20 protein-coding genes and 1 tRNA gene are annotated in these 23,607 nt (G+C 62.2%); 7 read left to right on the forward strand and 14 right to left on the reverse strand.

Annotation, left to right across the window (positions count from 1 at the left end):
* Positions 1-65: 65 nt before the first annotated feature.
* Positions 66-302, forward strand: coding sequence for a hypothetical protein (locus RSO01_RS38445; RefSeq protein ID WP_147155886.1), 237 nt, complete (start codon positions 66-68; stop codon positions 300-302).
* A gap of 65 nt (positions 303-367) precedes the next feature.
* Here the strand turns inward: RSO01_RS38445 and RSO01_RS47905 are convergent, their stop codons facing one another.
* Both RSO01_RS47905 and RSO01_RS38450 read right to left on the reverse strand, forming a co-directional pair.
* Positions 368-535: a hypothetical protein gene (locus tag RSO01_RS47905; RefSeq protein ID WP_170303681.1), complete on the reverse strand. Its 168-nt coding sequence runs from the start codon at positions 533-535 to the stop codon at positions 368-370.
* A gap of 390 nt (positions 536-925) precedes the next feature.
* On the reverse strand, positions 926-3,055 hold the full coding sequence (locus RSO01_RS38450) for a hybrid sensor histidine kinase/response regulator family protein (protein WP_170303682.1): 2,130 nt from the start codon (positions 3,053-3,055) through the stop codon (positions 926-928).
* Between the two features lie 235 nt (positions 3,056-3,290).
* Between RSO01_RS38450 and RSO01_RS38455 the strand changes: the two genes are divergently transcribed.
* On the forward strand, positions 3,291-4,328 hold the full coding sequence (locus RSO01_RS38455; protein WP_170303683.1) for a substrate-binding domain-containing protein: 1,038 nt from the start codon (positions 3,291-3,293) through the stop codon (positions 4,326-4,328).
* A 50-nt stretch (positions 4,329-4,378) separates the two neighbouring features.
* Here the strand turns inward: RSO01_RS38455 and RSO01_RS38460 are convergent, their stop codons facing one another.
* From RSO01_RS38460 to RSO01_RS38470, 3 genes are all read right to left on the reverse strand, one after another.
* Positions 4,379-4,654 (reverse strand): ester cyclase, encoded by a 276-nt coding sequence (locus tag RSO01_RS38460; RefSeq protein WP_281291594.1) that lies wholly within the window; start codon positions 4,652-4,654, stop codon positions 4,379-4,381.
* Between the two features lie 376 nt (positions 4,655-5,030).
* The gene (locus RSO01_RS38465; protein ID WP_147155890.1) at positions 5,031-7,610 is read right to left on the reverse strand and encodes a hypothetical protein; all 2,580 of its coding nucleotides are present in this window, start codon (positions 7,608-7,610) and stop codon (positions 5,031-5,033) included.
* Between the two features lie 365 nt (positions 7,611-7,975).
* On the reverse strand, positions 7,976-9,643 hold the full coding sequence (locus RSO01_RS38470) for a Na+/H+ antiporter (protein ID WP_147155891.1): 1,668 nt from the start codon (positions 9,641-9,643) through the stop codon (positions 7,976-7,978).
* Positions 9,644-11,075: 1,432 nt separating this feature from the next.
* Between RSO01_RS38470 and RSO01_RS38475 the strand changes: the two genes are divergently transcribed.
* Positions 11,076-11,699: a tyrosine-type recombinase/integrase gene (locus RSO01_RS38475; protein WP_147155892.1), complete on the forward strand. Its 624-nt coding sequence runs from the start codon at positions 11,076-11,078 to the stop codon at positions 11,697-11,699.
* A gap of 86 nt (positions 11,700-11,785) precedes the next feature.
* Complete coding sequence (locus tag RSO01_RS47910) at positions 11,786-11,926, forward strand: hypothetical protein (RefSeq protein ID WP_170303684.1); 141 nt, start codon at positions 11,786-11,788, stop codon at positions 11,924-11,926.
* A 991-nt stretch (positions 11,927-12,917) separates the two neighbouring features.
* Here RSO01_RS47910 and RSO01_RS38480 read toward each other — a convergent pair.
* Positions 12,918-13,421 (reverse strand): terminase small subunit, encoded by a 504-nt coding sequence (locus tag RSO01_RS38480; RefSeq protein WP_147155893.1) that lies wholly within the window; start codon positions 13,419-13,421, stop codon positions 12,918-12,920.
* 20 nt (positions 13,422-13,441) lie between these two features.
* On the opposite strand from RSO01_RS38480, the gene RSO01_RS49610 reads away from it, so the two are divergent.
* A complete protein-coding gene (locus RSO01_RS49610) occupies positions 13,442-13,576 on the forward strand; it encodes a hypothetical protein (protein WP_281291593.1) in 135 nt (44 codons plus the stop codon).
* Positions 13,577-13,617: 41 nt separating this feature from the next.
* Positions 13,618-13,950 carry a hypothetical protein gene (locus RSO01_RS38485; RefSeq protein ID WP_147155894.1) on the forward strand — a complete coding sequence of 111 codons (333 nt, stop codon included), beginning with the start codon at positions 13,618-13,620 and terminating at the stop codon, positions 13,948-13,950.
* Between the two features lie 165 nt (positions 13,951-14,115).
* Here the strand turns inward: RSO01_RS38485 and RSO01_RS38490 are convergent, their stop codons facing one another.
* The 6 genes from RSO01_RS38490 to RSO01_RS38515 form a co-directional block, all read right to left on the reverse strand.
* Positions 14,116-14,361: a hypothetical protein gene (locus RSO01_RS38490; protein ID WP_147155895.1), complete on the reverse strand. Its 246-nt coding sequence runs from the start codon at positions 14,359-14,361 to the stop codon at positions 14,116-14,118.
* A 216-nt stretch (positions 14,362-14,577) separates the two neighbouring features.
* Positions 14,578-15,066 (reverse strand): hypothetical protein, encoded by a 489-nt coding sequence (locus tag RSO01_RS38495; RefSeq protein WP_147155896.1) that lies wholly within the window; start codon positions 15,064-15,066, stop codon positions 14,578-14,580.
* Positions 15,067-15,136: 70 nt separating this feature from the next.
* Complete coding sequence (locus RSO01_RS38500; protein WP_147155897.1) at positions 15,137-15,997, reverse strand: toprim domain-containing protein; 861 nt, start codon at positions 15,995-15,997, stop codon at positions 15,137-15,139.
* On the reverse strand, positions 15,987-17,576 hold the full coding sequence (locus RSO01_RS38505) for a DEAD/DEAH box helicase family protein (protein WP_170303685.1): 1,590 nt from the start codon (positions 17,574-17,576) through the stop codon (positions 15,987-15,989). The genes RSO01_RS38500 and RSO01_RS38505 overlap by 11 nt, the downstream gene beginning before the upstream one ends.
* Positions 17,569-18,912 carry a hypothetical protein gene (locus tag RSO01_RS38510; RefSeq protein ID WP_147155899.1) on the reverse strand — a complete coding sequence of 448 codons (1,344 nt, stop codon included), beginning with the start codon at positions 18,910-18,912 and terminating at the stop codon, positions 17,569-17,571. Before RSO01_RS38510 ends, RSO01_RS38505 begins: the two co-directional genes overlap by 8 nt.
* A 395-nt stretch (positions 18,913-19,307) precedes the next feature.
* The gene (locus RSO01_RS38515) at positions 19,308-20,576 is read right to left on the reverse strand and encodes a site-specific integrase (protein ID WP_147155900.1); all 1,269 of its coding nucleotides are present in this window, start codon (positions 20,574-20,576) and stop codon (positions 19,308-19,310) included.
* A gap of 131 nt (positions 20,577-20,707) precedes the next feature.
* Between RSO01_RS38515 and RSO01_RS47915 the strand changes: the two genes are divergently transcribed.
* Positions 20,708-20,797: transfer RNA gene (locus RSO01_RS47915), tRNA-Glu, on the forward strand.
* 671 nt (positions 20,798-21,468) lie between these two features.
* On the opposite strand, the gene RSO01_RS38520 is transcribed toward RSO01_RS47915, so the two are convergent.
* Positions 21,469-23,217 (reverse strand): peptidoglycan-binding protein, encoded by a 1,749-nt coding sequence (locus RSO01_RS38520; protein ID WP_147155901.1) that lies wholly within the window; start codon positions 23,215-23,217, stop codon positions 21,469-21,471.
* Positions 23,218-23,411: 194 nt separating this feature from the next.
* Positions 23,412-23,607, reverse strand: a 196-nt coding sequence (locus RSO01_RS38525) for an OmpA family protein (RefSeq protein ID WP_147155902.1), incomplete at its 5' end; no start/stop codon positions are given.

Raw genomic sequence — 23,607 nt, forward strand, 5'->3', positions numbered from 1 at the left:
CGGGGGTGGACCAGGACCAGCAGCCGCCACTCGTCCCGCGCTAGCGACGGCGTTTTGAAACATTTATGGCGACGGTTAAGGCACTGATTACCCGCTTCTCAATCGTCGCGATCCTCACCGGCACCCAGCACATCCTCGAAGAGAGCCAGCTCAAGGACTGTATGCAGGGGCTGCCGCCGGACCTGGCGACCAAGATAATGAAGCCCTACGGCGGCGAGATCGAGGTGTGGGAGGTCGGCCGCGATGTTGGTAACGTTCGCAACAACAAGCCACAGTTGATAGATCGCGTGGCGCTCATCTAACAGATGATCTGCCGCATGCCAGCGCGCGACAGTGCATGATGCACTGGAAGGGGGCTAGGGCACTTTCAAGCCGCAACAACCGCCGTCAGCTGGTCGACCAAGCGCTGCAGTTTAATCGGCTCCTTGGCCACATAACCGCTTGGCTCATAGAGATCGGGCCGCTCAGCCTCCGACATTGTGCGTTCGCCTTCGGCAAAGCGCTCTTCCTCGAGTTGTTCGATTGCGCCCTGCACTTGGCGCAGGCCAGGGAGTCAGGGTGATCTCGCCTCCTCGTTCAGCGGCCCGCATCGTCGCTCTTGCCGAGCCTGCGAATATGGTATGCGCGGAAGATCTTGGGTCCCAATTGGTCGGCGTGTGGAAGCGCACAAGCATGGTCGAGAAAGAATTGGAAACGGGGACGACATCGACGCTTCAAATTCCGGATGGCCCGCTCGCGAGCTGCTCCACAACTACGGCCGCATCCGGGGCCTCCCCATGTCGGGCTCGGGGATGCCCTGGCAAGATTGATCGGCGGCCTGTTGGCGCCAAGCCGGTCGATGGCCTCGGCTTGATCGGCTATCGCACCAGCGGGCTCGCGCGGGAACTGCCGGCATTGATGGACGGGTTGAGATGAAGCGGCAGGATTACGCGACGTTCGCCGTTGCGACGCCGCCCAACGCCTCACGCAGCGCATCGTGCAGGCCGCTCATGCTGTAGGGCTTGCGCAGGATGGTAAAGCCCTCGTTGGCTGCCGCCTGGGCCTGGTCGCTGTAGCCCGTCGCGAGCACGACCGCCAGTGATCCGCGTTGCCGTACCTCGCGCGCGAGGTCGAGGCCGTTGGCGCTGCCCGGCATGACGATGTCGGTGAGCACCACGTCGATCGAGCCGCGTGCCAGCGCCTCACGCGCGGCAGCAACGTGGGCGGCATGGACGACGTCGTAGCCCAGCTCCTCGAGCAGCAGCCGAGCCACCTCGGCAACATCTGGATTGTCCTCGACCAGCAGCACCCGCGCGCGCTCGCTGGGTGGCGTCGGCGGCTGCGTCGCTGCCGCCGCCGTTTCGGCGGCGGTGACTGATCCACTGGCGCGCGGCAGGTATAGAGTCACCGTCGTCCCCTGCCCTGGCACACTCTCTACGGTCGCCGTGCCGCCGGCTTGGCGGGCAAAGCCGTAGACCTGCGAGAGACCGAGGCCGGTTCCCTTGCCGACCTCCTTGGTGGTGAAGAAGGGCTCGAAGACGCGGCCGACGAGTTCCGCCGGGATGCCGGTGCCGGTATCGGCGACACGGACTGCCACGAAGTCGCCGGTGATGCCGAGCGTAGCGCCGGCTTCCGCGCGCTCGTACACCGTCACGTTGTCGGCGGTGATAGTGAGCCTGCCGCCACTGGTCATGGCGTCGCGGGCATTGACCGCGAGATTGAGCAGCGCGAGCTCGAACTCGCTCCTGTCGACCGCGACCGACCACGCGCCGGGCGCCACGCGCACGTCGATGGCGATGTCGCCGCGCAAGCTGGATTGCAGGATTCCGTGGATGGCGGGTAAGCCTTCGGCAAGATCGATCGCCACGGTCTCGTGGGTCTGCCGGCGCGAGAACGACAGCAGCTGGCGCGTGAGGCCGGCGCCGCGGCTGACCGCCATGCCGATGGCCTCGATCGCAACGGCCACGCGCGGGTCGGCGCCGGCGAATCGGCGCAGCCGCTCCGTGTTGCCGCTCACCACCATCAGCAGGTTGTTGAAGTCGTGGGCCACGCCGCCGGTGAGCTGGCCAATGGCCTCCAGGCGCTGCGCCTGCTTGAGCGCGGCCTCGGCGGCCTCGCGGCGCTTCAGCTCGCGCTCGCCCTGCTCGGCGCGGCGCAACGCATAGACCGCGAGGCCGAACAGCGCCAGAACCGCCGGCAGAACGACTGCGGCGCGCACCAACGTGGTCCGGCGGAAGTCGGCAGCGAGGGCAGCGGTCGCTACGCCTGTCGCGACATAGAGCGGGTAGCCCGGCACGCGGCGGTAGCCCAATCGGCGCTCCACGCCGTCGAGGCGCGAGGATGCGGTGAACAGCCCGCTTTCGGGATTGCGCGCCAAGGCCTCGGTCAAGGCGCCCGGCGTCGGCCGATCGCCGGCTGCGCTGTCGGGCCAGCGAGCCAGGACCGCGCCGTCGGCGCGAACCAGGGAAAAGACGTCGCTGCCGCGCGACAGCTTGGCATAGAACTCGTTGAAGTGGCTGGGCCCGACCGTGACGCCGATCACGCCGTCGAAGTCTCCGGCGCGGTTGCCCGAACGCCGGCCGCTGACGACGAAGAAGCGCATGGAGCCGACGCGCGCGCGCAAGACCTCGCTGACGTAGGCACCGGGGGCCTGTAGCTGTGCCCGGAAGTAACTGCGGTCGGAATTGTCGAGCTCGCGCGGCACCGGCAGGATAGTGCTGGAGACCATGGGATGGCCGTGCCGGTCGAACACCCAGATCGATTCGATCTGCGGCAGTGCCTGCTGGGTGCGTTTGAAGCGGAGATAAAGGTCGGCCTCGGCGTTGCGGATCTCGTCGTCGGACTGGCCGCGCAGCACTTCGTCGATCTCGGAGATCGAGCGTTCGACGGTCTGCAGCGCCTTCAAGGCATGCTCCTGCAGGACGTCGAGGGTACCCTCGATTCGCTCATCGACTTGACGGTCGATGGCCGCGCGCGTTTCCCACGCCGCCCAGCCGAAAAGCACGGCCGGCACGAGCACGCTGACCACGACGATCAGACGCAGGTACCAGAACGGACCAGTCCGGACACGGAACACGGCCGAGACGTTAAGGCGGTTTGCGGCAAGAGGGAACTGCTGCGCGCCCTCTATCCAACCCCGGAGCGGATAACGCATAGTGCCGACGGGGGAGGCTGCGGGGGCCGTTTTCATGCTTGGTCGTGTATCGCGTACGGGGATGGTGGTCGCAGCGTGCGGGCTGTCGCTGTCCGTGTTCGGTGGTGCAATAACCGCCTCACGCGCTGTCGCCCAGGCGGAGGGCGCGCAAGCCCTGATGCAGCCCCTACCACTGTCGCCGACCGGGCAGCCGGTGCCAAGCTTCCCGGCCGGCGCGCCGGCCAGCCCGGCCTCGGTTCTGCAGATCGGTCCGGACGACATCGCGCGGCTGAAGGCCGGCCGGTTCAAGGCCGCTATCGCCATGCAGGCCCTCGACACGCCGTGGAATTCCCTGCAGGTCGAGGCCATTGCGCGGACCTTGGCGGATTACGACATCGAGGTGGTGGGGGTGACGGACGCGGCGCAGGACCCGACGCGCCAGGCGACGCAGCTGGCCGGGCTCATGGACCGCAAGCCGAACGTGATCTTCTCGGTGCCGATCGATCCTGCGAGCCAGACGGCAGCCTACAAGAGGGTTACCGCCGCCGGCATCAAGCTGGTGTTCATGGACAACGTCGCGAGCGACCTGACGCCGGGCCGCGACTACGTGACGGTCGTGGCCTCGGACAACGAGAAAAACGCGGCGTGGGCCACCGAGGAGCTGGTGAAGGCCATCGGCGGACGCGGCGAGGTCGGCCTGCTCACCTATCACTATGAATCCTACTATTCGATCGCGGCGCGCGTCGCCGGTTTTCACAAGACCTTGGCGGCGCACCCCGGCGTGCGGCTGGCGGCCACCGACCGGTTCCTCCAGCCGCGCGAGGCCTACGACAAGACCATCGCCATGCTCAGGGCGCATCCCGAGATCAAAGGTCTGTTCGCGGTATGGGGCGATCCCGCCATGCAGGCGGTCGCGGCGGCGAAGGCGTTGGGGCGGCACGACCTGGTGGTGACGACTGTCGATCTCGGATCGGACACCGCGCTCTACGTGGCGCGCGGCGACATCTTGGCGATCGGCGCGCAGCTGCCCTACGACCTCGGGGTCGCCGAGGCGAAGGCTGCGGCGCTGGCGCTGCTCGGCAAGCCGGTGCCGCCCTACGTCTCGCTGCCGGCGCTCAGGGTGAAGAAGGCCAACCTGATCCCAGCGCTGGAGCTGGTCACCAAGCGGCCGGCGCCGCAGCTGGTCAAAGACGCCTGCCGCGACAGCTGTCAGTAGCGGCATTCAGATAGCGCCCGCGATCTCGGCGAAGTTGCTATTGTAGAGTGTTAGGCCCAGCCAAGCTCCTTCAGCGCCCAGCCCGCGTTCCAGATCTTCGTCATGTGGCTGATCTTCTCGCCCTCGAAGCTCATGCAGTAGACGTCGTCTGACCGGCTGCTTTTGCCGGTCGGCGGTGGGCCGCCGGGGCCGGTATGCGTGGCGATGAACGTCGCGTAGGCGATCGCGTTGTTGCGCTGGGTGTCGGTTGCCCAGCATTTCAGATCATAATGGCCGTCGGGCATCATCTTCATCAGGCCCTGCATCCAGTCGGCGTAACCCTGCAGGGTCTCACGTCGAGATCGGTGATTTCACGACCACACTGAACGGGACCGCATTGGGACACAGTCGAGAACGTCAAGATTAGACGCATCAATCACATTGACAGCTCCAACCTAATTCTCGAGCAGGCGGCGGAGTTGGGCCGCCGGAAGGATCCCAGAAAGCGCTGATGGAGGCCGCCACGGCGGCGTTACTCGAAAGATCCGGCCTCCCATGCTCAAGCCGCTGGATACCGGCGCTTACGCGGCGGTTTCAACACCTTGAACCGGTCTATTCTTGCGGCGCTTTGTGAGAACGGCTCATGGCTTCGACCCGCGCCGCCGAGCATCCCGTTCACGTTACAGTTGGGACGATGCCCTTTCCATCGACTGGTCTGCGGAGCTACTCGTCGAGATAATTTCTGGATCGTTCTTGATTTGTAGGATTACGAAAGTATCGAACAGTACTTTCAACCTGCCGAATCATGTAAGCCGCGCCGGCTCGATCATGGCCGAATTCGGGATAAGCTGCCTTCAACTGGGCGAACTGTCTCTTCAAATATTCCAAAAAGAGTTCGACGGCGCGGACCTGCTGGAAACCACTGATGTACCCTGTTTGGTTCTCTCGACGTAGATAATCGGAGATCGCGGTTGCGGTACGCAGGTCAGAGATCGGGGTGACAGTAAGTACGCCGTAAAGATACTCCAGGCGTTCGCACAGAACGCGCAGATGGATGAATCCAGCGGCAGTAACCTTGATTGAATCCGCAAAATCCACCAACGTCTGATTCATATGGTCAGCCTCAATCAAATTCTTTTGAAGCAGCCACGAGCAAGCTTGGCATACATCCTCCCGAACATACCCGCGCCTTTGAAGTTCATCCGCAACGTTGCTGACGGAGAAGTAACCTTCGAGCCCGATTTGGCCCCGCCTCTTCCGGTTGTCTGATAACCAAAACAGAATCTCTGGCAGGATAAAGCTATTAGGTTGCTGCCAGTCGTCGTCAAAGTAAAAAATGTTGGACACAAAGCCGGAGTTATTGTTGAAAAATCTATACTCCGTTCGCATGAGAATTCGCAGAATACGATACTCCGAGATCGCAATCTCCTGTGCGCCAACGGCACTCGACGTAAGGGCTTCTTCACGCAGATGACCAGAATTCAGGATACTGACAAACATCTCCAAGGCGCGCCGAATATCGCGACCCGCTAGCCCCTGTAGAATGCGCGACACGTTATGACGGCGGTCGAATAGCTCCAAGTAAATCGATCGCAGAAATTCGCCGAGCATGGATTTCGGGTATCGAATGCGCATTCCGCTACCAAGTTGGTACTCCAGCACGTCTGGCGAGTTGCGAGAAAGATATTCCAAGCTCAGCTCAAGACGGCGTTTGACAACATCGAGAAAGCGTGGTGGGGCTATATGAAAAACAACACCGCTCCGAAAGGTGTCGAGTGGCTTGCTGTTTTTAAAGCGCTCATATGTTTCGTCGCGCATTTGAAGAATGACAAACGCCTTTGATTGATCCAGAAACCACAATGACAGCGTGAATGCCCCAAGCTGACTTTGCAGGTCGAGCCGGTCGACGTTATCCATCACTACCACGACGGCTTCCTGACGCTGGCCGGTAAAGTGCCGACATATGCCGAGAGCCACACGTCGAGGGTCTTTCTGCCACTCTTGCAAATCACTGATCCGGGTTTTCTCCGATTCTGCGAGGGAAATGCGCTTCTCAACTTCATCGTAAATGCCGCGGCGCTTTTGTAGGTCCTCCGAGAAAATCCGCGTCAGATTTTCGTTCGCATAGGGATCGAACTGCGGGTTCTCGTGGTGAAAGCTGTCGACGAATTGTTGGCAAAGCCAGTCGTGAGCAGTTTCTAGCGGCTCTGGAGCGCTATTGAAGTTGATGAATGCCCAATGGGTTCCTTTCTTCTGATCTTCTGGCTGTAGTAGTTCCTTGTACCGGCGCGTAAACAGCGATTTGCCTGTTCCGACGCTGCCGGTAATCAGTTGAAGTTGTCCCGCTGCTGGCCTGTCTCGTCGGAATTCTGAAATCGCCTTTGCGAGCTTTGGCTCTTTCGCCTTCGTCGGACTGAGCTCTTCAGACATTGGGCGACGAGAAGTTAGCCGGTCCTTCAGTAGAGCTTCGAGGATTCGGTCATACTCGGTTACGTCATCTGAGCCAACATAAGCCTTTTGATAGATGTCCGGATCATCGTTCTGCGTTGTCGAGGTGAAATAGCGTCTGAGGGTCGGCGCTAGCTCGGCCGCAAACGAATTAAACGCTTTCTTAGAATTGATAAGCGCTTGGCCTCCCGCAAGGGTATGTGGCTGAGTTGAACGGCTGAACCGGACGGTGGCCAGGCATCGTTGTGCATGCGCCAGCAAAACACGATGATGGCAAAACTGGACAAAGGCCTCGAGCTCAATGGTACCAGGCTTAAGATCAGCGACGTTTACAACTCTGGACCGATTAGTATCCCAAGCACCGTACGCGACCTGTTTGCCATTAGAAGCCAAAATATAGTGGCAGGGATTCAACCCAGACTTATATTCGGCATTGAGATGCCGTGCATATAGCTGAGCCTCACGGAATCCGACTTCAACAGGTACCCCGGGAGCTTTGGCTTCAACGACCATGACAGCGAAGCCAAGTTCCCAAATTGAGAAATCGGGAAAGTATCCTCGCGCCTTACCGCCGGCTTTGTCGAGCACCGATGGGGCCAGATACGACTTCCCCTTGATAGAAGTATGAGGAATCTCCAAGCAGCTGCCGCTCGTGAGCAAGGGGGCAATGACTTGCAGCTCCACGTCTGCTTCGGTGGCGTTAGCCTCAATGTCGACAAGGAGAGTCAAAGAGACGACCGGAAGAAATGGAGCATGGAGGTTAATTGTAGCACTTGTTTTGACTGTCGTCGTGGGTCGGGAACCGAATGAGTTGGGCCGGTAAACATACAGGCAAGAGAGCGCTTCGGACGTCAACGTCAACTCCTTGAGCCACAGCGGCGACGTCGAACGCTCCCGCCCCATGCCCGTGTCGAGGGCGAGACGAAGTTCCGCGGGATCGGTCTTCCAAAGGAAGCGTGCGATCGGCCTTTCTGTCCCGTCGAGTCGCTCTCAGGTCGCAATATGTCCAGCCTCCAATGCGGGGTAACTTTACGGGCAGCGATGGGACGTAGCTGGATACGCCGCAGGTCCAGTAATGTCTGTCACCGTCGAACAGGTCTCACCGTCGACCGCTCGGCCTCCCCCACCGGCCTAGGCACCGGCTTTGAGCGATGACCACATTTGCTCGCCCAATAAGTGCTTGACGATCGCCCACGTGTATAGGGCACTCTGGCATCAATCTAAGGTGACTGCGTCGACGTCTCCTTCTCCCCCTCATCGCTGACTGCAAGCTCGTCGACCGCCGGCGCGGCGCTCGCCGCGGCATGGCGTATGCGCGCTTCCTCGAGGTCGAACTCGCGCTCGATCCGCCGGCGCGCCTCGTCGGTCAGCCGGCCTTCAGTGTAGGCGCCGTCGATCGCTTCGCGCTCGATGTCGACAAGCTTCAGCTCGAGAATACTGGTGTCGGCCACCGGGTCCTCGTCAGTGCGCTCGTCGGCGCTGACGCCGAGGTGACGGCGGCGATCGTTGTGGCGCCGCCGCAACGCCGCCACGGAGGTTTTCGGGGCCCCCTCCGACGCGGCCCGGTCGAGGCCCGCCAGGACCGCGTCGATGCCCGCGAGGCGTGCCGCGAGCTCGGCGCGCTTGTTGTCCTCCGCCTCGGCGAGACCGTCGCGGCCGAGTCCGAGCCCGCGGACGACGCCGGGCAGCGTCCCGCCGAGGCCGAGGAGCGTGAAGGCGATGACGCAAAAGGTCACGAACAGGATCAGGTCGCGGTCGGGAAACGCCCGGTCGCCCACCATGAAGGGAATCGACAGCGCGGCGGCGAGGCTCACGACCCCACGCAGGCCGACGAAGGACAAAAGGAAGGGCGAGCGCCAGTTCGGTGCCTGTTCACGGCGGCGCAAGGCGCGGGACAGCATGTGCGGCACGTAGGTGGCGGGGAATACCCAGACGAAGCGCACGGCGATGACCGTCACGCAGACCAGCGCCGCGGCCATCAGCGGCCGCTGCCATCCTTCGCCGGCCAGGCCTTCGACCACCGAGTGCGCCTGCAGCCCGGTGAGGACGAAGGTTAGCGCCTCAACGCCCCACGTGACGAGATCCCAGATGAAGTAGCCCTGCAGCCGGGTCGCCGGCCGGATGAGGTGCCGGCCGTTCCACGACACCCACAGGCCGGCCGTGACGCAGGCGACCACGCCCGAGCCGCCCAGCAGATGCGGCGGCCAGAAAGCGGCAAAGGGCGTAACCAGCGCGAGCAGCACCTCGGCGCGAGGATCGTCGGCGAGGCGGCGCACCCACAGCGTCGCCCAGCCGATGGCGAGACCGAACAGGATCTCCGACGAGGCGATCGCGGTGAACTGCAGCGCCGCCGTCGCCGCCGAGAAGCTGCCGCTGACCACGGCCGCGAGAGCGAAGCTGAAGGTCACCAGGGCCGTCGCATCGTTCACCAGACTCTCGCCCTCGAGCGCCAGGATCAGCCGCCGTGGCAGTCGAAGCGCGCGCAGCATCGCCATGGGCGCCACCGCATCGGGCGGCGACACGATGGCGCCCAGCACGAAGGCCACCGCCCACGGCAGGCCGACCGCATAGTGAACGACCACGGCGACCGCCGTGGTGGTGAACAGCACGCAGCCGACGGCGAGCAGCAGGATCGGCCGCAGGTTGGCGCGAAAGCCGCGCCAGCTCATGCCAACGCCGGAGCCGTAGAGGATCGGCGGCAGTAGGATCATCAGGGCCACGTCTGGATCGAGCGGCACCCGCGGCAGGCCGGGCACGAAGCCGACGGCCGCCCCGGCGAGCAGCAGCACGATCGGCGAGGCGAGCTGCAGGCGCTTGGCCGCCACGCTGGCCGCGGCGATCAGGCAGGCGAGCGCCAGGACAAAGGCGAGATTTTGAGGGTTCTCCATCGCACCAGAGTGTGCCACCGCCGCCGCGCGTTAGGCTACGCTTGCGCCAGGATGCCATGCGGAGACGCGAGAGTTCCCTGAACCGAAACCACCTTACCGACGACGTCGCGTACCTTCGTCAAGGGCGAGTTGGATCCTCAGGACGTTGCCGGAAGCGAGCTGCCTGTCGTCACCCGCCGAGAGGCGGGACGATCTCGAGTCCGCCCGATTTGAAATTCTCCGCTTCGAGGATACTTCTGCCAAGACAGCTGCCGCCCGCAAGCATTGAGGGAACTGCTCGAGCGCGAAGGATTGCCGCCGCTGGGTTCCCACGTCTTCATGGTCGAGCGTATCAAGGAGGCCCAGAGCGAGCGCAGCCGAGCCATTCAGCATCCGAGCCGGGGTCCGCAGACAGCAAGTTGCCACTTATCTCTGCTGTGAAGGTGCCACCGTCGGCCTGCCGGGAGGCGACTTACTCACAGGTTTACGTCATACCTCAACTGGTCCGATGCCCCCACCCCGCTTGTCCCTCCCTCATGGTCGAGGGCCTTCGGGTTCTCTCAGGCGTGGAGCCGTCCAGGCCACCGCGCTCGAGCTCCACTCATGACCGGATACAGCCGCACTGGCCGTTTGGTATCGCAGTGCCCTCGTCTGCGCCCTCCGCCGTAACACGGCCTCTGGGACGTTCCCACATTGAAGTGGGGGTGCGGTTGTCCCCGCCAGCATGGCCTGAACGGGGCGGTCGGGGTTAGGTCCCGTCCGGTCTCTTCGCTCCTACTCGTCTTGCCGAGCGTGCTGCAGTCGACCATTCGGGTTGAACGGGAGAGCCGATTGGAGTAACCGTATGTCCGGTTACAGGATGGCTCGCCCATCTCGGCGGCTCGTAGGTCGAGACTACATCCGCCGACAAAACCCTCGGACTTCCATCCGGGGGTTTTGCTTTTTGTGCTTTCCCACATCGTAGCGCTTGACCCAGGAGGCCAGGCTCGTCGCAGTAGTTGCACGTCTGGAGCATAGCCGGACCGGCCGACTAATTGCAACTATAATGAGAGTTTCTGTATTACCGAAACTCAGAAGTTGTATAAAATTTTTGGTAGTTTTTCTGGCGCTCGATGGGCCGACTTCCACGGTACCGGTGTTTTCGGAATGCGCGAGCTCGGCCTCCCCCACCCCCTCGATCGACTCCCAGGCGGCCTGACCACCCTTTTCGCCCGCCAGGCCCACGGCGCCGCGCTCTTGGTCGCCAGCTCCACCGAGATAGCCAAGCCGACACACGACAACGCTCTCTTGTCTGAGCGTCTCAGCGGCCTTGTCCGTGCGTCCCACTCCTGAGGTCGCACCATGGGTCTGCCAACGGAGAGGTGAGTCAGTCGGTCGCACGAACAGGGAGCGGAATACTGTTCGTTTTTTGGATACTATACGAACACTATCGCTGCCGGAGGCCCCGCTTTCCATGACGAAACCCACGCTGCGCCTGGTGCCGCCAACCAACAAGAACCGAACAGTCGAGATGCCGAGGCGGCTGGCCAACGCTGAATACCGCCGGCGCGAGTACCTGACGTCGACTGAGGTCGAGCGGCTGCTAAAGGCCGCCGGCAAGAACAGGCACGGCCGCCGCGACAGCACAATGATCCTGGTCTGCTACCGCCACGGTCTGCGCGTCAGCGAGCTGGTGAACCTCGAGTGGTCGCAGATCGACTTCAACGCCGCCAACCTCCACGTCCGGCGCCTCAAGGGCAGCACCGACGCGGTGCATCCCATCAGAGGCGATGAACTCCGCGCCCTACGCCGGCTTCTGCGTGAGCAGGACCCAAAGTCGGCCTTCGTGTTCACCAGCGAGAGGGGCGCGCCGTTCAGCACCGCGGGCTTCCTGCGCATGGTTCAGCGGGCGGGCGAAGGCGCCAAGCTGGGCTTTCCGATCCATCCCCACATGCTGCGCCACGCCACCGGCTTCAAGCTCGCCAACGACGGCGTCGACACCCGCACCCTGCAGGCCTACCTGGGGCATCGCTCCATCTCGAACACTGTGCGCTACACCGAGCTGTCGCCGACGCGGTTCAGGGACCTCTGGCGCTGATCGAAGCTGAACGGGGATTATTTCAGAGGGCCGCCCGTAGGACACATCATCAGCCCGTGCTTCGACGCGACCAGAGAGAGGGGACGATGAGCTGGCTGCAGCATTTTCTCGACGGCATCGTGAGCCCAGAAGATTGGCTTCGCGCAGACGGCGATGAACTCGCTGGCGTTGCTACGCTCGTCCTGGCGGTGGCCTCGGCGGCTCTGGTGGGATGGGTGATCGTCTAAGCCAGCTCGAATCGGCTCAGCTTAGCCCACAGGGCGGCGGTCGACGGTCACCCCATAGTCACACCGGATGCTAGCCATCGCCAATCGAAGTGTATCAAATCTGCAACAGCTAGCTTGGCAGTTACGCCCCAACATACTCTGCCTTGCTGGTAAGGTTCGGCCCTGTGCCTCCCACTTCCCACACATTCTCCCAAAGGGGAGCCACAGGGCCGCACCGCCTGAATTCGCGCAAGAAACAGGCAGGCCCAAGAAATTAGCACTGCCTGTAGATCGGGCCGCTCACGAGGATGAGAGCGGGCTGGGGATAACTACTCCTAGCGCCGATGATCGCCAGCGTCCGCCGGAGCCCTCTCGCTAGAAAAATGGCGCCTCCGTCAACTTTTTGACACTTGAGGCTGCCATACCCCGCTGTGTGGGAACGGGGTGAACATAATGAACAGGATGTGGGACTTTCTGGACGTCGGACGGCGCGTTCCTGGCGATTGGTTCGGCCGCCTTGATGCACAGGTGGTCGTGGACGTTTTAGTGATCAGCCTCACGGCTGCCTCGATCGCTCTGGTCGGGTCCCTGCTCGTTTAGGCCCTAGCCCGACCTTACCTGGTCGGCGGAGCTTCTGCTCTAAGGCCACATACGGACTCCTAGAGCAACTTTCGCTCGTCCGGGGTCCTTCAGCTTGCCGAGACGCCAAGCGAGTCCAGAGACGCGTTTCTGAGTCAGCGCGGGCATCCCTGACAAGGACCATGGTCTCCGCGTCGCGGCCGCGCGGCCACTGCGGCGCTTCTTACGTGCGACGCCAAGCTCGGGCGGTGAGTGCCGAGCAGCTCGACGGCACATGCACCCTCTCGTACGCGCGCGACCGCCAGGCCGAAGCGGCTGGCCCCCCAGCGCCTATTACGTGCGAGGCTCGCTCCCGGTCGAGACGATTCCCCCTCCAAGTCATAGCGAGGTCTAACTCGTCGAGAGCGCGTCGACACACCAGGATGTTGGTCGCTTAACTGCGCGGCGGCTCATGCTCGATCTGCTTTGCTTTGAGCGCGAGCAGCACTTGCTTTAGCGCTGCACGCTCATCGTCACCGAGCGCGGCAATATCCATGCGATGGTTGGCGTTCACCTCGATCGGTCCGCCGCCTGGGCCGCTCACCTCGACCTTGTCGCCAGGCATCATGCGGGAGAGCTTGGCCATCAGCTCGAGGGCCTTGATCTTGTCGCTGCCCTTCAGCTCGATCTGGGAGAGCGGCACCGAGGCCACGGCAGCTACTTCGCGTTTGATGCGGTCGGGGCCCATGTCGTAGAGCGCGATCAGCTGGGCCATGCGCTCGTCAATGGCGTCAATCACGCGCTTGCGCTTGCACAGCCGGTCAGCTTGCACGCTAGCCGAGTTGAGGTTGCCGCCGTAGCCCGCCACCAAGGCAGCCTGGGCCTTTTTCCCCGTTTCACAGTACAGCTCGACGAAGCGACGTTCGCGTGGGTCGAGCGCAACATTGGTTTTAGCCATGGCCTGAATGTATCACAGCTTTGGCTGGCGTCGGCTGCGACGTCGGCACGCTGGTGCACGACGAGAATGTCGTCGGCCGAATGGCCGCGGAGCATGCATCCATGTCGGTTCTTCTTTTCGGTATGACCGAAACTAAAGCCGACGGCGCGAAGTGAATGAGCATGGAGATCAGCATCATGATCTCCAATGACGATGTGTGCTCGCCGTGGCCGTCATGCGTTGCGGCAGCTCATCGAGCGTCCAGGAGTTCTCCACTGGCATCGCGCCGATGGACTCCTATTTCCATTTAGAAATCAAAAGGAGGAGCGCGATAACGAATGTCTCACTGAGTGGCGCGCGGTGGCATGCGGTTGTGACATACCGGACTAACGCTGAACCCTATGTCGTCGAGATGTCTCTCAAGGAGATCGGGGATCTTCATATGAAGATCGAACGCGGCCACCTGGACACCGTCGAGCTGATCGAGATCCGGCGCGTTAATCACGTTGACAGTCCGACGCTGACGCTGGCGCAAGCTAGCCGCCACTAGTTCCCTTTCGCCGCGACCGGGGTCTGGCGCTGGCGGCTCGTCAGCGGCGGTGCCAGCGGGCCGTCCGTGCGCGGCCATTTCGTAGACCGCTGTCGCGGCTATGCGCTGTTGCGAGCCGGTTTTAAGGTCGACCCTGCAGCTTAAGCCACGCCAGGTGCAGCAACCCTAATTGTCGTTCATCGCGCGCAGGGTGTTCTCCACCTCGTCGATGGCTGCCCGCGTTTTGTCGCGAGCCGTAAAGCCCGCATTCATAAATTCCTTGAACGCCGCGAAGGCCGCCTCGACGCGATCGCTCCGTGGGACGCGCCGCAGGTCAAGTGCGTCCTGCAGCTCACCGATCAAGAAGAACAGATCATCAAAATCCACTTCGAGGTTTGACCAAATCTTGTTCAGTTCGCTTCCGTGCTGCATACATTGTAGTCCTTTGACCCATCACTGCTTCGCGGGTTTGCAATTTCCGTGGCAGGTCACGCCGACCGCCCTCAAGGTCGCCAAGATTGCCGTGTAGGCGTCCAGTTGCTGGCGGCGCCGAGCTACCCGTACGAGCTGGACGACCGGCCCGAGCGCCTGGTCACAACCAAGCGCCCGGCCAGCCGTCCTACGTCGCAGGATCTCGGTTTGCGTCAGCTAGTCCCCGACCTTGCCCTTCACGACCTCCACCAACCTTTCGAGCTTCGAGCACCGGCTCCGCCACAATGCTTTGAGCGCCTCGTCCGGGACCTTGTCGATCATCCCGTCCAGGTCCTTCAAGCTTTCGTCGAAGTCATCGAACTCGTTCGGAAATCTCTGGATCAGGCGCAATATCGTCTGCGCCAGCGTGTCGAAGTGCAGCAGCGGCCAACGCTCGGGCGGCGTACACGAGTGCAACGGCCTTTGCTGCAACGCCTCGCGAACCTCGACCGACAAGTCATGGAAGGAGACCCACTCGTCGCTCCCGGGCGCACGAGCAAACCAGCTTCGTCCGATTTGTCTATACTCTTCCTCGAAAGCATCCAGCCCGTTGGGATCCGACGTTTCTTCAAATTCCCACACCACCTCTGCCGTGGTCGGATTGATCGCCAGTGCCGCTGCGTTGCGCACTGCGTGTTTCTGTTCAATTTCCTTTTCGTCTGCCATGGCAATTTCTTTCCGCTGTCGTGAGAGCTGGAGTTTGCGTGAGCGGCCCTTCCCGGCTCGAAGAGCGATTTCACGTGTGATCGAAATCCTTCTTCATCAACTTCAACAGAAGTGATTGCAGGGCCGAGAGCCCTTCGCTCAGATGCAGGTCGTTTGCGTCCGCGCCTTCCTGAAGCGGCATGATCCACGGCAGGGCCGCGCGGCGAGCGTAGTACTCTCCAGCGCCAAGGCCGCCGAATTGCGCGACGGGTCTGTCGTGGTCAGCCATGATGACGGCATGCCGGCGGTATTCCGCGACTTCAGCGACATTCGCTGCCGAGAAACAGGCCGTCACACGACCCGGGAGGTGCATCGCCGAGAGGGCGGCCTTGATTGACAGCGCGGTGGCGTAGCCCTCGCAAAGCACCTCGAGCGCGCCGTAGCCTAAGGTGAACGATGCGCCAGCCATTCGGCCACCGGGAAGGTTCATCTTCGTGCCCTCCGAGGCGATCTGCTGTAGGGAGACGACAGCCCCTTTCAGGCGCGCCGGCACCAGCAGCAGGCCGTGATGTACGAGGCCCAACATTCTTGGGAAGCCCTTGCGTGCCAAATACGGGTGCGTCTCGTGCTTGGCCTTACTGATCATGTCTCGAGCAACGAGCGCCGCCCGCTGTGCCGCTTCACGCTCCTGAGCGCGCCGTTCGGCCAGAGATGGCAGTGGTTTCGGTGGTCCCGTTCGCACCGAGAAGCGCCGCTCACGCCGCGCCTGCCATATCGCCGTTTCGCCGGTTTCCCAATTCCTGATCCAGCCTCGCTCCCCGTCCGTTCGGTAGCTGCCGTTACGCTTTCTTGGATGATCAGAAGTGCCGCAGCGATGGATACGGTCGTCCTCAATCGGCGCATCGACCAAGCACCCGACTGCAAACGCAGCGCTGCGGAAATCAGGCTGCATTGCGTCTCCCCGCGTAGCGCGCCATCTGCCGCTTGCAGAAGCGTTCGACGTCCGGCGTCAAGAGTGCGGGTTCATGCGGCAGGCCGTCGTACGACCGCGACGGCCAATTGCCGTAGACGCCCCTGTAGATGCCTGCCGCCCACCGGCGAGCACCCGCCTCGTCACCCCTTTTGCGATGCGTCGTGAAGGCCAGAAACGCCCGATAGGCGAGTTGCGGATCCTTGAGGAACGGATGATCGGACCGGTTCCTGGCGCCGCGCGTGGGGACGATCTGCGTCGTGCCGGACACGGCATACGTGTTGGACGCCCTGGGCGGCCGCTCCCGTCCACAGGCAAGACAGATCCGCGAGTTGGGCGGCAGGACCGCGCCGCAGCCGACACACACGAACTCCTTGCGCTGTTTCTCGGTGACATGGCGGGCCTGACGATCTTTTTCGGCCTTATCGTCGAGCCGATCGACGCCGTTCGCCCAGAAGTCCACGGTATCCTCAAGGAAACGCAGGGCGTTGCCGGTATGATCGATCACGAGCGCGACAGTCTTGCTATCGGCCGGCCGCATCACGCGACCGATCTGCTGGATGTGTGTGGTGAGCGATTTACGCAAGGGGCGGCAGAGAATGCAGGCGCGTACATCGGGCACGTCGAAGCCCTTGGCCAGCGCGTCGCAGCTCACCAGCCCCGTGATCCTGCTGTCGGGCTTGCGGAACTCGGCGATCTTGGCGCGCCGTTCTTCGTCGTCATCGAAGTAGGAGATACTCTGGAAATGGACGCCGACCGCTGAAAAAGCGCCGCAGATTTCCTGGCCGTGCGCCACGGTCGACGAGAACACGATGGTCTTCACGGGGCCGCCGAAGTACTGCGTCGTGCGCTTGGCATATTCCGCCACTACGTCGCCTACGATCTTGACGCCTTCTCGCTCGAGGCCGCGGTCGTCCCATTCGCCGGTGGAGTTGAGCGCCACGTCGCTGATGTCGATCTCCACGGCCGTGTAGATGACCGGCTTGGTCAACATGCCGGTTTCGACCAACTCGTCGGTCGTGGCGACATTGACGATGGCCTGATAGTATCGGCTGAGACCGCGGGTAAATGGAGTAGCGGTGAGACCGATCACCGCCACGGTGGGCGGCAAACTGTCGAGCCAATCCAGGGTCGAGCGATACAGCGTGTGCGCCTCGTCGATCAGGACGAAGCGCAGGTCGCGGAGCAGGTGCTCCACATACCCGCCCTTGCCGAGCCGCCGCCCCAATGTCTGCGCCGAGATTAGCTGAATCGGCGCCGACGGACGGCAACGCCAGTGACTGGCCTGCATGATGCCGTGATCGATGCCGTAATGGTCCATCGCCGCTGACGTCTGATCGACCAGCGCAGTGCGATCGGTGATGAAGCCTGAGCGCGACCCCACGGCCTGTGCCGCCTGCATAAGCCCCAGTCCAATAATCGTTTTGCCGGAGCCGGTGGGACTGCACAGGATCTGGCGGCGATGGCCCAGGCGAATGTTTTCACGCGCGGCTTCCAAAGCGGCCTCTTGGTAGTCACGCAGAACGAGCTGCTGGGGTGGTTGGACAAACAAGTCAGCCATCCGATTTCCCCCAGCCGGCATTCTTTGCGCGCTCGCGCCAGCGATGCGCATTGAGCTTCAGTTCGTTGATTTGCCCAAGGAGCTCGCTGATGCGACTCGTTAACAAGGCATTCGTCCGCTTGAGCTCCTCGTTCTCGGCAGCCAATGCTTCGGCACCCGACAGAGCGATGCGCTCGTCGCGATCCATCTCAAGGTCGCGGGCCTCTGCTTGTGCTTCAGCCTGAAAGTCGGGCTCGAAAACGACCTCTGAGAGAGAAGATTGAACGGCAGCCACCGCCTTGGTTTTTCTCGTTCTCGCCTTGCTGGCCGTCGTCGTCGCGGCTCGAATGCCCTTCAGGATGTCAGTCTTGGTGGGCGCACGGCCTTCGGCGACAACCGAGTCGATGAGTGAGTCGATTTTCTTGGGACCGGCTTCGCGCAACTCCCGCCACTCGGGAACCCGCTGCCTGGGTATGCCCAGGTCTTTGTAAATGTCCGGAGCACGGACTTTATTCTTTGGTACGCGACCACGCTTGCCGACCGTCCCGGCGGCCTGCGCCTTGTCGATCTCGTCGGCCATCCTCATTTCTGCGCGCGTAATAATGCGCAGGCAGTCGCCGTGCGTTTCGTAGGCGGCCTTTGTGAGCTTTGCATAGTGCAAGGCCATTTCGGCGGCCTGCTTGGCTTCGAGCACCTCGGCCGAACCTCGTGCCTCCATCAGCCTGGTCGAGGCACGCGAAATGATCGTGGGCAGCCTGTCGGTGTCATCCGACGTAATTAACATCTCCTCCGCCAGAGACTCGCACTTCCCCAGTTCGCTACCGGGCTGCCTCAGCTCGTCGTCGTCGCCTTCGACGTTGTCAGCGAGCAGCCCGCCGAATTTGTTCGGGTTGGCGGAATGGCCGTTGCCCGGTTCGGCATGGCCAGCACCGTCGTCGGCATCCTCGTGATCGACATCGATGGTGTTACCGAACTGCGCGTCGAGCGCGTCATCGCCGCCATGGATGTTGCGAGTGGCGGTGGCGGCGTCCTTCTCCCCGTCGCTCGGCCGCTCGGGGTCAGGACTGTGGGCGGCAAGCCCGCGGTCGGGGCCGATGTTGTCACCACTCTCGACATCGAGTGAACGCGGTTTGCAACTAGCGCGCTGACAAACTATATGGGGCATGATTTGGATCCTGTTGTGGGATTTCGAATGGGCACAGAGCATCGAGACGGCGGCGCTGGCGGCGCCGCCGTTTTGCGTGTCAGTCGGCGAGCTGGCGGCCAGGATCGGATGTACTTGAGCGCACTGGCCCAAGACGTGCGTGTGCAAAGGTGTCGGCGCCCTCAGGCGTCGTGACGGGAAAGCGCCCGTCATACTGAAATTCCGGTCCAGCGCCCGTGACGGCGAGCTTAGCCAGCGTAGGCGGGCTCAGAATGATTCCGTGGACGTCGCGAAGATACTCTGAAAGTTCGCGCCGACGCATGCGCTTCGACCAGCGCCGCGACTGACCAGTAGAAGTTTGAGACATCGTGCCCTCACTCAAGTGAATGCGGGCAACCTATTTATGATTTCGGGAACTCAGCGGCAAAAAAAGCGACGAGCTCAAACAAGCCCAAAGAAATGCAAACAAACCCGTAAGAAACGTTCATCGTCACAAACTTGGGGATAACAGCTTTTTGTGCAGTCGAGGCGGCTGACGTTGTCGATTATCGGCTTCACCTTCAATCGTACACCATGGCCAGATCCTTGGTCGCTGCTGCCGGGCGATCTCAATCGCCTTGGCGATCGTTCATCGCTGCCGGCTTCTCACCCGCCATGGCGCGGGCGATGGCACCGGCGACTCGATCAGCAGCAGCGCGCAGGACGTCGTCGACGTGGTGCACGTAGCGGCTGGTGATCGTGCCGCGCGAGTGGCCGAGCATCGCCGCGATGGTCGGCTCGCTGCAGCCGAGCGCATTCGCTGTCGTCGCGAAGGAATGCCGCAGCCCGTGCAGTGTCACGCCCCGGAGGGTCGTCCGCGCTGCAATGCGATCCCATGCCCGGCCAAGATCTCTGTAGGGCGCTCCGCTCTCGGTCGCGAATACGGCTTCACTCTTAGCGTGGCGTGGTCTCGCTGCCAGCAAATCAACCGCCGGTCGGCCGAGTGGCCGTAGTGAGTAGCCTTCCTTCGTCTCGCTCAGGCGTAACATCCCTCTTGTGAGATCGACTTCTGGCCACGCCAGGCTCGCCGCCTCGCCGCGACGGCACCCACTTAGCGCCAACAGGCGAACAGCATCGACGGCATTCCGGCTCTCACCTTCGGCCTCGGCTGCTTTCAACGCAGCACCCAACTGGCGATAGTCGGCCATCGTCAAGAAGGTCGTGCGCACGCTATCGGCAGGTCGTTGCACGCCGCGAACGGGATTGTCGTCGCGGTAGCCCCGCCGGACGGCATGGCTGAAAATTCCACCGAGCAGGCCGACGGCTCGGGCGGCGGCGCCCGGGCCGCCGGCTGGTAGAGCGCCCTGGCGCGGCTTGTCTTTCACACGCCTGACCGCCGTCTTGCCGAGCTGCACCGCGTCTAGGAACTTGACGATGTCCCGGTGTGTGACTGCCTTGACCGCCATCTGCCCCAGCAACGGCTTGATGTGCCCGTTGATGCGCCCGATGTCGGTTGCGATCGTGAGTGGCGACTTGCGACGCCTCGCCTTGCCGAGCACCAGGCCCTTTTTGGCGGCCGTAAGATATTCGTCGCACAGCTGGGCCACGGTCATCGCGCCGAGTTCGGCGTTACGCTCAGCCGAAGGGTCCCGACCAGCGGCCACCTGACCCAGCGTGGTCTTCGCCCACCGGCGCGCCTCGTCGGGTGTGGCGGCCGAGCTGTTCTTCATAGCGAGCTTCCGCGTGCGCCCGGCCTTGTTGCGATACTGCACAACCCAGGTCTTGGCTCCTGACGGTTTCACCCTCAACGCAAAGCCAATGACCGAGCTGTCGCGGTACAGGGTGTCCCTCTCGACCGGCTTCAGTTTGTCGACGAATTGCTTGTTGAGCTTCGGCATCGTGGTCCTCGTCCACCACAAATACCGGGGACACCCAGGGGACACAAGTGAGGGTAATTTCCAGTAATTTCCGTCCCTTTCGGGAGATGGCTTACAGTGCCGATCAGACGCATATAATGCAACAAGGTCGACGTTAATCAATTTAGGGAAAACATCAGAAACCAGTATGTACTAACCCTCTCAAGGCTGAAACACGGGTTCGAATCCCGTAGGGAGCGCCAATCTTTTCAAGGATTTAGCGGGTCAGCGACCCGTAGGTGTCCAACGGGTGTCCAATATAGAGTTGGGCGAGCGTTCTTTCGCGTCGAGTGTCCAACGAAGTGTCCAACGCGACGAACCAAGGCGCTGACACAAAGCACGTCAGATCATTTAGTCGTATTTCGCGATTAGCGCCTCAAGCTCCGCAATACGCGCGTTGGTCGACGCTACAAGTGCGGAATTTTTCGTGACCCTTCCGTACTCAACCAATTCATAGTGAAACGCGTTGTGGACGCATCTTTTGCTAATGGCATCGAGTCGGCTGGCAAAGTCGATGGGGGTCGGACTTGCAGTGCATAGCTGCGCTATCCGGATGAGTTTCTCGTAGTCTGATGCGATCAAATATTCTTCGCTAATGAAGCATCAAGGGCTTGGGCAATCGTCTGGCTTCCTTCAGCCTTGGCGCAGCCAGAACCCACGGTTAAACCACCTACGAAAGTCATCTCGGTTCATTGACGTCCCGTCGCCGCAAAGCCGTGCGCCGACATAGCGTACACCTATCCATATCCACAACTGTTAATTGCGGTATGACGCTTGGCGTCCAACTGCCCTCGCCCCGCACGTTGCCAAGCGACGCGATTGCGCCGTCACTGCCAGCACAACAGCGCGTTGCGATGCGTCCACGCGTCAGCATTCAGCCAAGCGTACCGGTAGCTGGCCCACTCGTCTTGTAGACAGGCAGTGGAGTGTTGTAGCGCGCAGATGTGATGGCGTCGGCTTTCTGCATGTCACCCGGCCGGAAATTGCGCATCCCGTTAAACTCGTTCATTTCCAATCGAGGTTCCTCCGAGCCCACATTCTGAGCGATAGCGAACATCAAGAAATTAAACGCCTCGCCTATCTGTGCGATCGAAACGCTGCCAGTGCCATCGTCGACCCAAGCGCCGCGGTAAGCGAAGTGCCCTTCCGAGGTCCACTCGCCTTGCGTTAGCGTCTGCGATGTTCCAAGCATCGCAACGAGGTCCGCCGGCAATGGCCGCGACAGCATCGTGACATTCGTCTCAAAACTCACAGCCACAAAACCAGTCGGTGGTACGATGGTGCCAGTGTGCCGATAGTGAAGGGCAAACGCGAGCTTGGCAGCCACTACGCACATCGCATCCTGCATCAGCGGCCCAACATTCATCGGCTTCACGCCAGCGGGTAACCGGCCAGCGTCCTCATGATTTGGAACAGAATGAAACTCGTGCTGCCAACCGGGAAAATCGATGCTTACCCCGCGTGCCAACCGGTCAGCAGCACTATGTGGCGTCGCTCTAATTCGCGACTTCGATCTCGCCCGTTGCGCCGTTAACCGCGGGAACTTGCTGAAGTGCGTCGGGTTGACGAGTGAGAAGAGGCTGGAGACGTTCACGTGCCCCGTGCACCACTCCTGGAAGAACAGCGCCAACGTTGAAGCGTTGTGCAGCCGTTCCAGCTTGCCCAGAAAAGGAAACCGTTTGTTATGGATGTAGCCGATGTCATCCAATACGCCGGGCCGATTGTCGCTCGGGCCGACGAAGTGGCAGAATTCGTGCAGGAGGAAGTGCTGGCGCGAGTTCTTTGGCTGGGGATCTTTGTTTTTTCGGACGAGATAACGGCGGGTCAGCCAGATCGTTTGGCCATGGAACTTTTTCGGCCTCTGGGAGTGTTTGTCGAACAGGATCACGAACTCGTTTTTCGACAGTCTGGCTCCGCCGGCGACGGTATAGGCCGGGACCCCCTGCGGGTCCGCAACGTCGTCGAACTGCAGCACGTTGTCTACCGCTCGCAGCGCGGGGACGCTTGCTCTGACCACGAAGGAATGGATGTCGGCGAGCACCTTCGAGATGTGCACTATGTCGACGGGCTTCACCTTGTCGCTCCCGGCCGCGAAGTGCTTGTTGAGCAGGCCCAGCATCGGCGGGGTCACGGGCGTCAGCTTGAACTGGAGCAGCTTGAGACGGGGCTCCAGTTCACGCAGAATCTGCTGCGCGTCCGCGACCGCGTTCTCTGCCTCGGTGGGTGGCGGCACCCTGGCATTGGGCGTGTCGGCGGCGGGCTGGCCTGCCGCGTTCTGACCGAGCGTGCCCTGCGGCACCGTCGGCGAGCCGACAATGAAACCGGTCAACGCCCGGATTGTCTTGCCTTGCGGATCGATGCGGCCGTCGACGAAGCCGACCGCGAACTTCTGGTACTTGTTGATGGCCGCCTGAGTCTTCGGGCCGCAAATGCCGTCCTCGGCCAAGATCAGGGTCGGACCGCCCTCGACGGGCAGCAGCGCGTTGAGAAAGCGTTGCACCATCGTGATGTCATCGGGCTTGCCGTGCCCTGCACCGACCGGGCCGGAGATCGGCTTGTCAGTAATGACGTCCTCGGACGTGCAGATATGGCAGCGCTCCCGGCTGCTGGTGTCGTCTATCATCGCACGTTCCTTCGCGCGTCAGCCGTCGCGGCATGCTGCGACCGATGGTTCACCTCAGAGGCCTTTGTCCATTCGACGATCAACATCTCCTGCCTCCACTGCTCTGTCGGACAATCGATGGTTGTGTGGCGCCCGCGTGAGGTGCGGGTGACAACCACCCGGCCGAGCCTCTCCTCAAGCTGAACGTGCCGCGCCTACTGCGGCACGAGCTCTGTGCGGCGGTTGCGGGCTCGCCCAGCCTCGTCGGCGTTGGGCGCAACAGGCGCGAGCGGGCCGACGCCGTGCCCGGTCAGGCGGGCGGCGGCGATGCCATTGGCTTGCACCAACGCCTGCACGACCGACAGCGAGCGCCGTCGCGACAGGTCCATGTTGTAGGTCAGCTGGCCCACA

Source organism: Reyranella soli, assembly GCF_007992495.1.
GTDB lineage: Bacteria > Pseudomonadota > Alphaproteobacteria > Reyranellales > Reyranellaceae > Reyranella > Reyranella soli.

What these genes read in the sequence shown, in the direction of transcription:
- RSO01_RS38500 (WP_147155897.1), bottom strand. Translation starts at nt 15,997, where the DNA reads ATGCAGCCTGATTTCCGCAGCGCTGCGTTTGCAGTCGGGTGCTTGGTC.
- RSO01_RS38475 (WP_147155892.1), top strand. Translation starts at nt 11,076, where the DNA reads ATGACGAAACCCACGCTGCGCCTGGTGCCGCCAACCAACAAGAACCGA.
- RSO01_RS38455 (WP_170303683.1), top strand. Translation starts at nt 3,291, where the DNA reads ATGCAGCCCCTACCACTGTCGCCGACCGGGCAGCCGGTGCCAAGCTTC.
- RSO01_RS38505 (WP_170303685.1), bottom strand. Translation starts at nt 17,576, where the DNA reads ATGGCTGACTTGTTTGTCCAACCACCCCAGCAGCTCGTTCTGCGTGAC.
- RSO01_RS38520 (WP_147155901.1), bottom strand. Translation starts at nt 23,217, where the DNA reads ATGATAGACGACACCAGCAGCCGGGAGCGCTGCCATATCTGCACGTCC.
- RSO01_RS47910 (WP_170303684.1), top strand. Translation starts at nt 11,786, where the DNA reads ATGAGCTGGCTGCAGCATTTTCTCGACGGCATCGTGAGCCCAGAAGAT.
- RSO01_RS38445 (WP_147155886.1), top strand. Translation starts at nt 66, where the DNA reads ATGGCGACGGTTAAGGCACTGATTACCCGCTTCTCAATCGTCGCGATC.
- RSO01_RS38515 (WP_147155900.1), bottom strand. Translation starts at nt 20,576, where the DNA reads ATGCCGAAGCTCAACAAGCAATTCGTCGACAAACTGAAGCCGGTCGAG.
- RSO01_RS38510 (WP_147155899.1), bottom strand. Translation starts at nt 18,912, where the DNA reads ATGACGGGCGCTTTCCCGTCACGACGCCTGAGGGCGCCGACACCTTTG.
- RSO01_RS38495 (WP_147155896.1), bottom strand. Translation starts at nt 15,066, where the DNA reads ATGGCAGACGAAAAGGAAATTGAACAGAAACACGCAGTGCGCAACGCA.
- RSO01_RS38480 (WP_147155893.1), bottom strand. Translation starts at nt 13,421, where the DNA reads ATGGCTAAAACCAATGTTGCGCTCGACCCACGCGAACGTCGCTTCGTC.
- RSO01_RS38470 (WP_147155891.1), bottom strand. Translation starts at nt 9,643, where the DNA reads ATGGAGAACCCTCAAAATCTCGCCTTTGTCCTGGCGCTCGCCTGCCTG.
- RSO01_RS38490 (WP_147155895.1), bottom strand. Translation starts at nt 14,361, where the DNA reads ATGCAGCACGGAAGCGAACTGAACAAGATTTGGTCAAACCTCGAAGTG.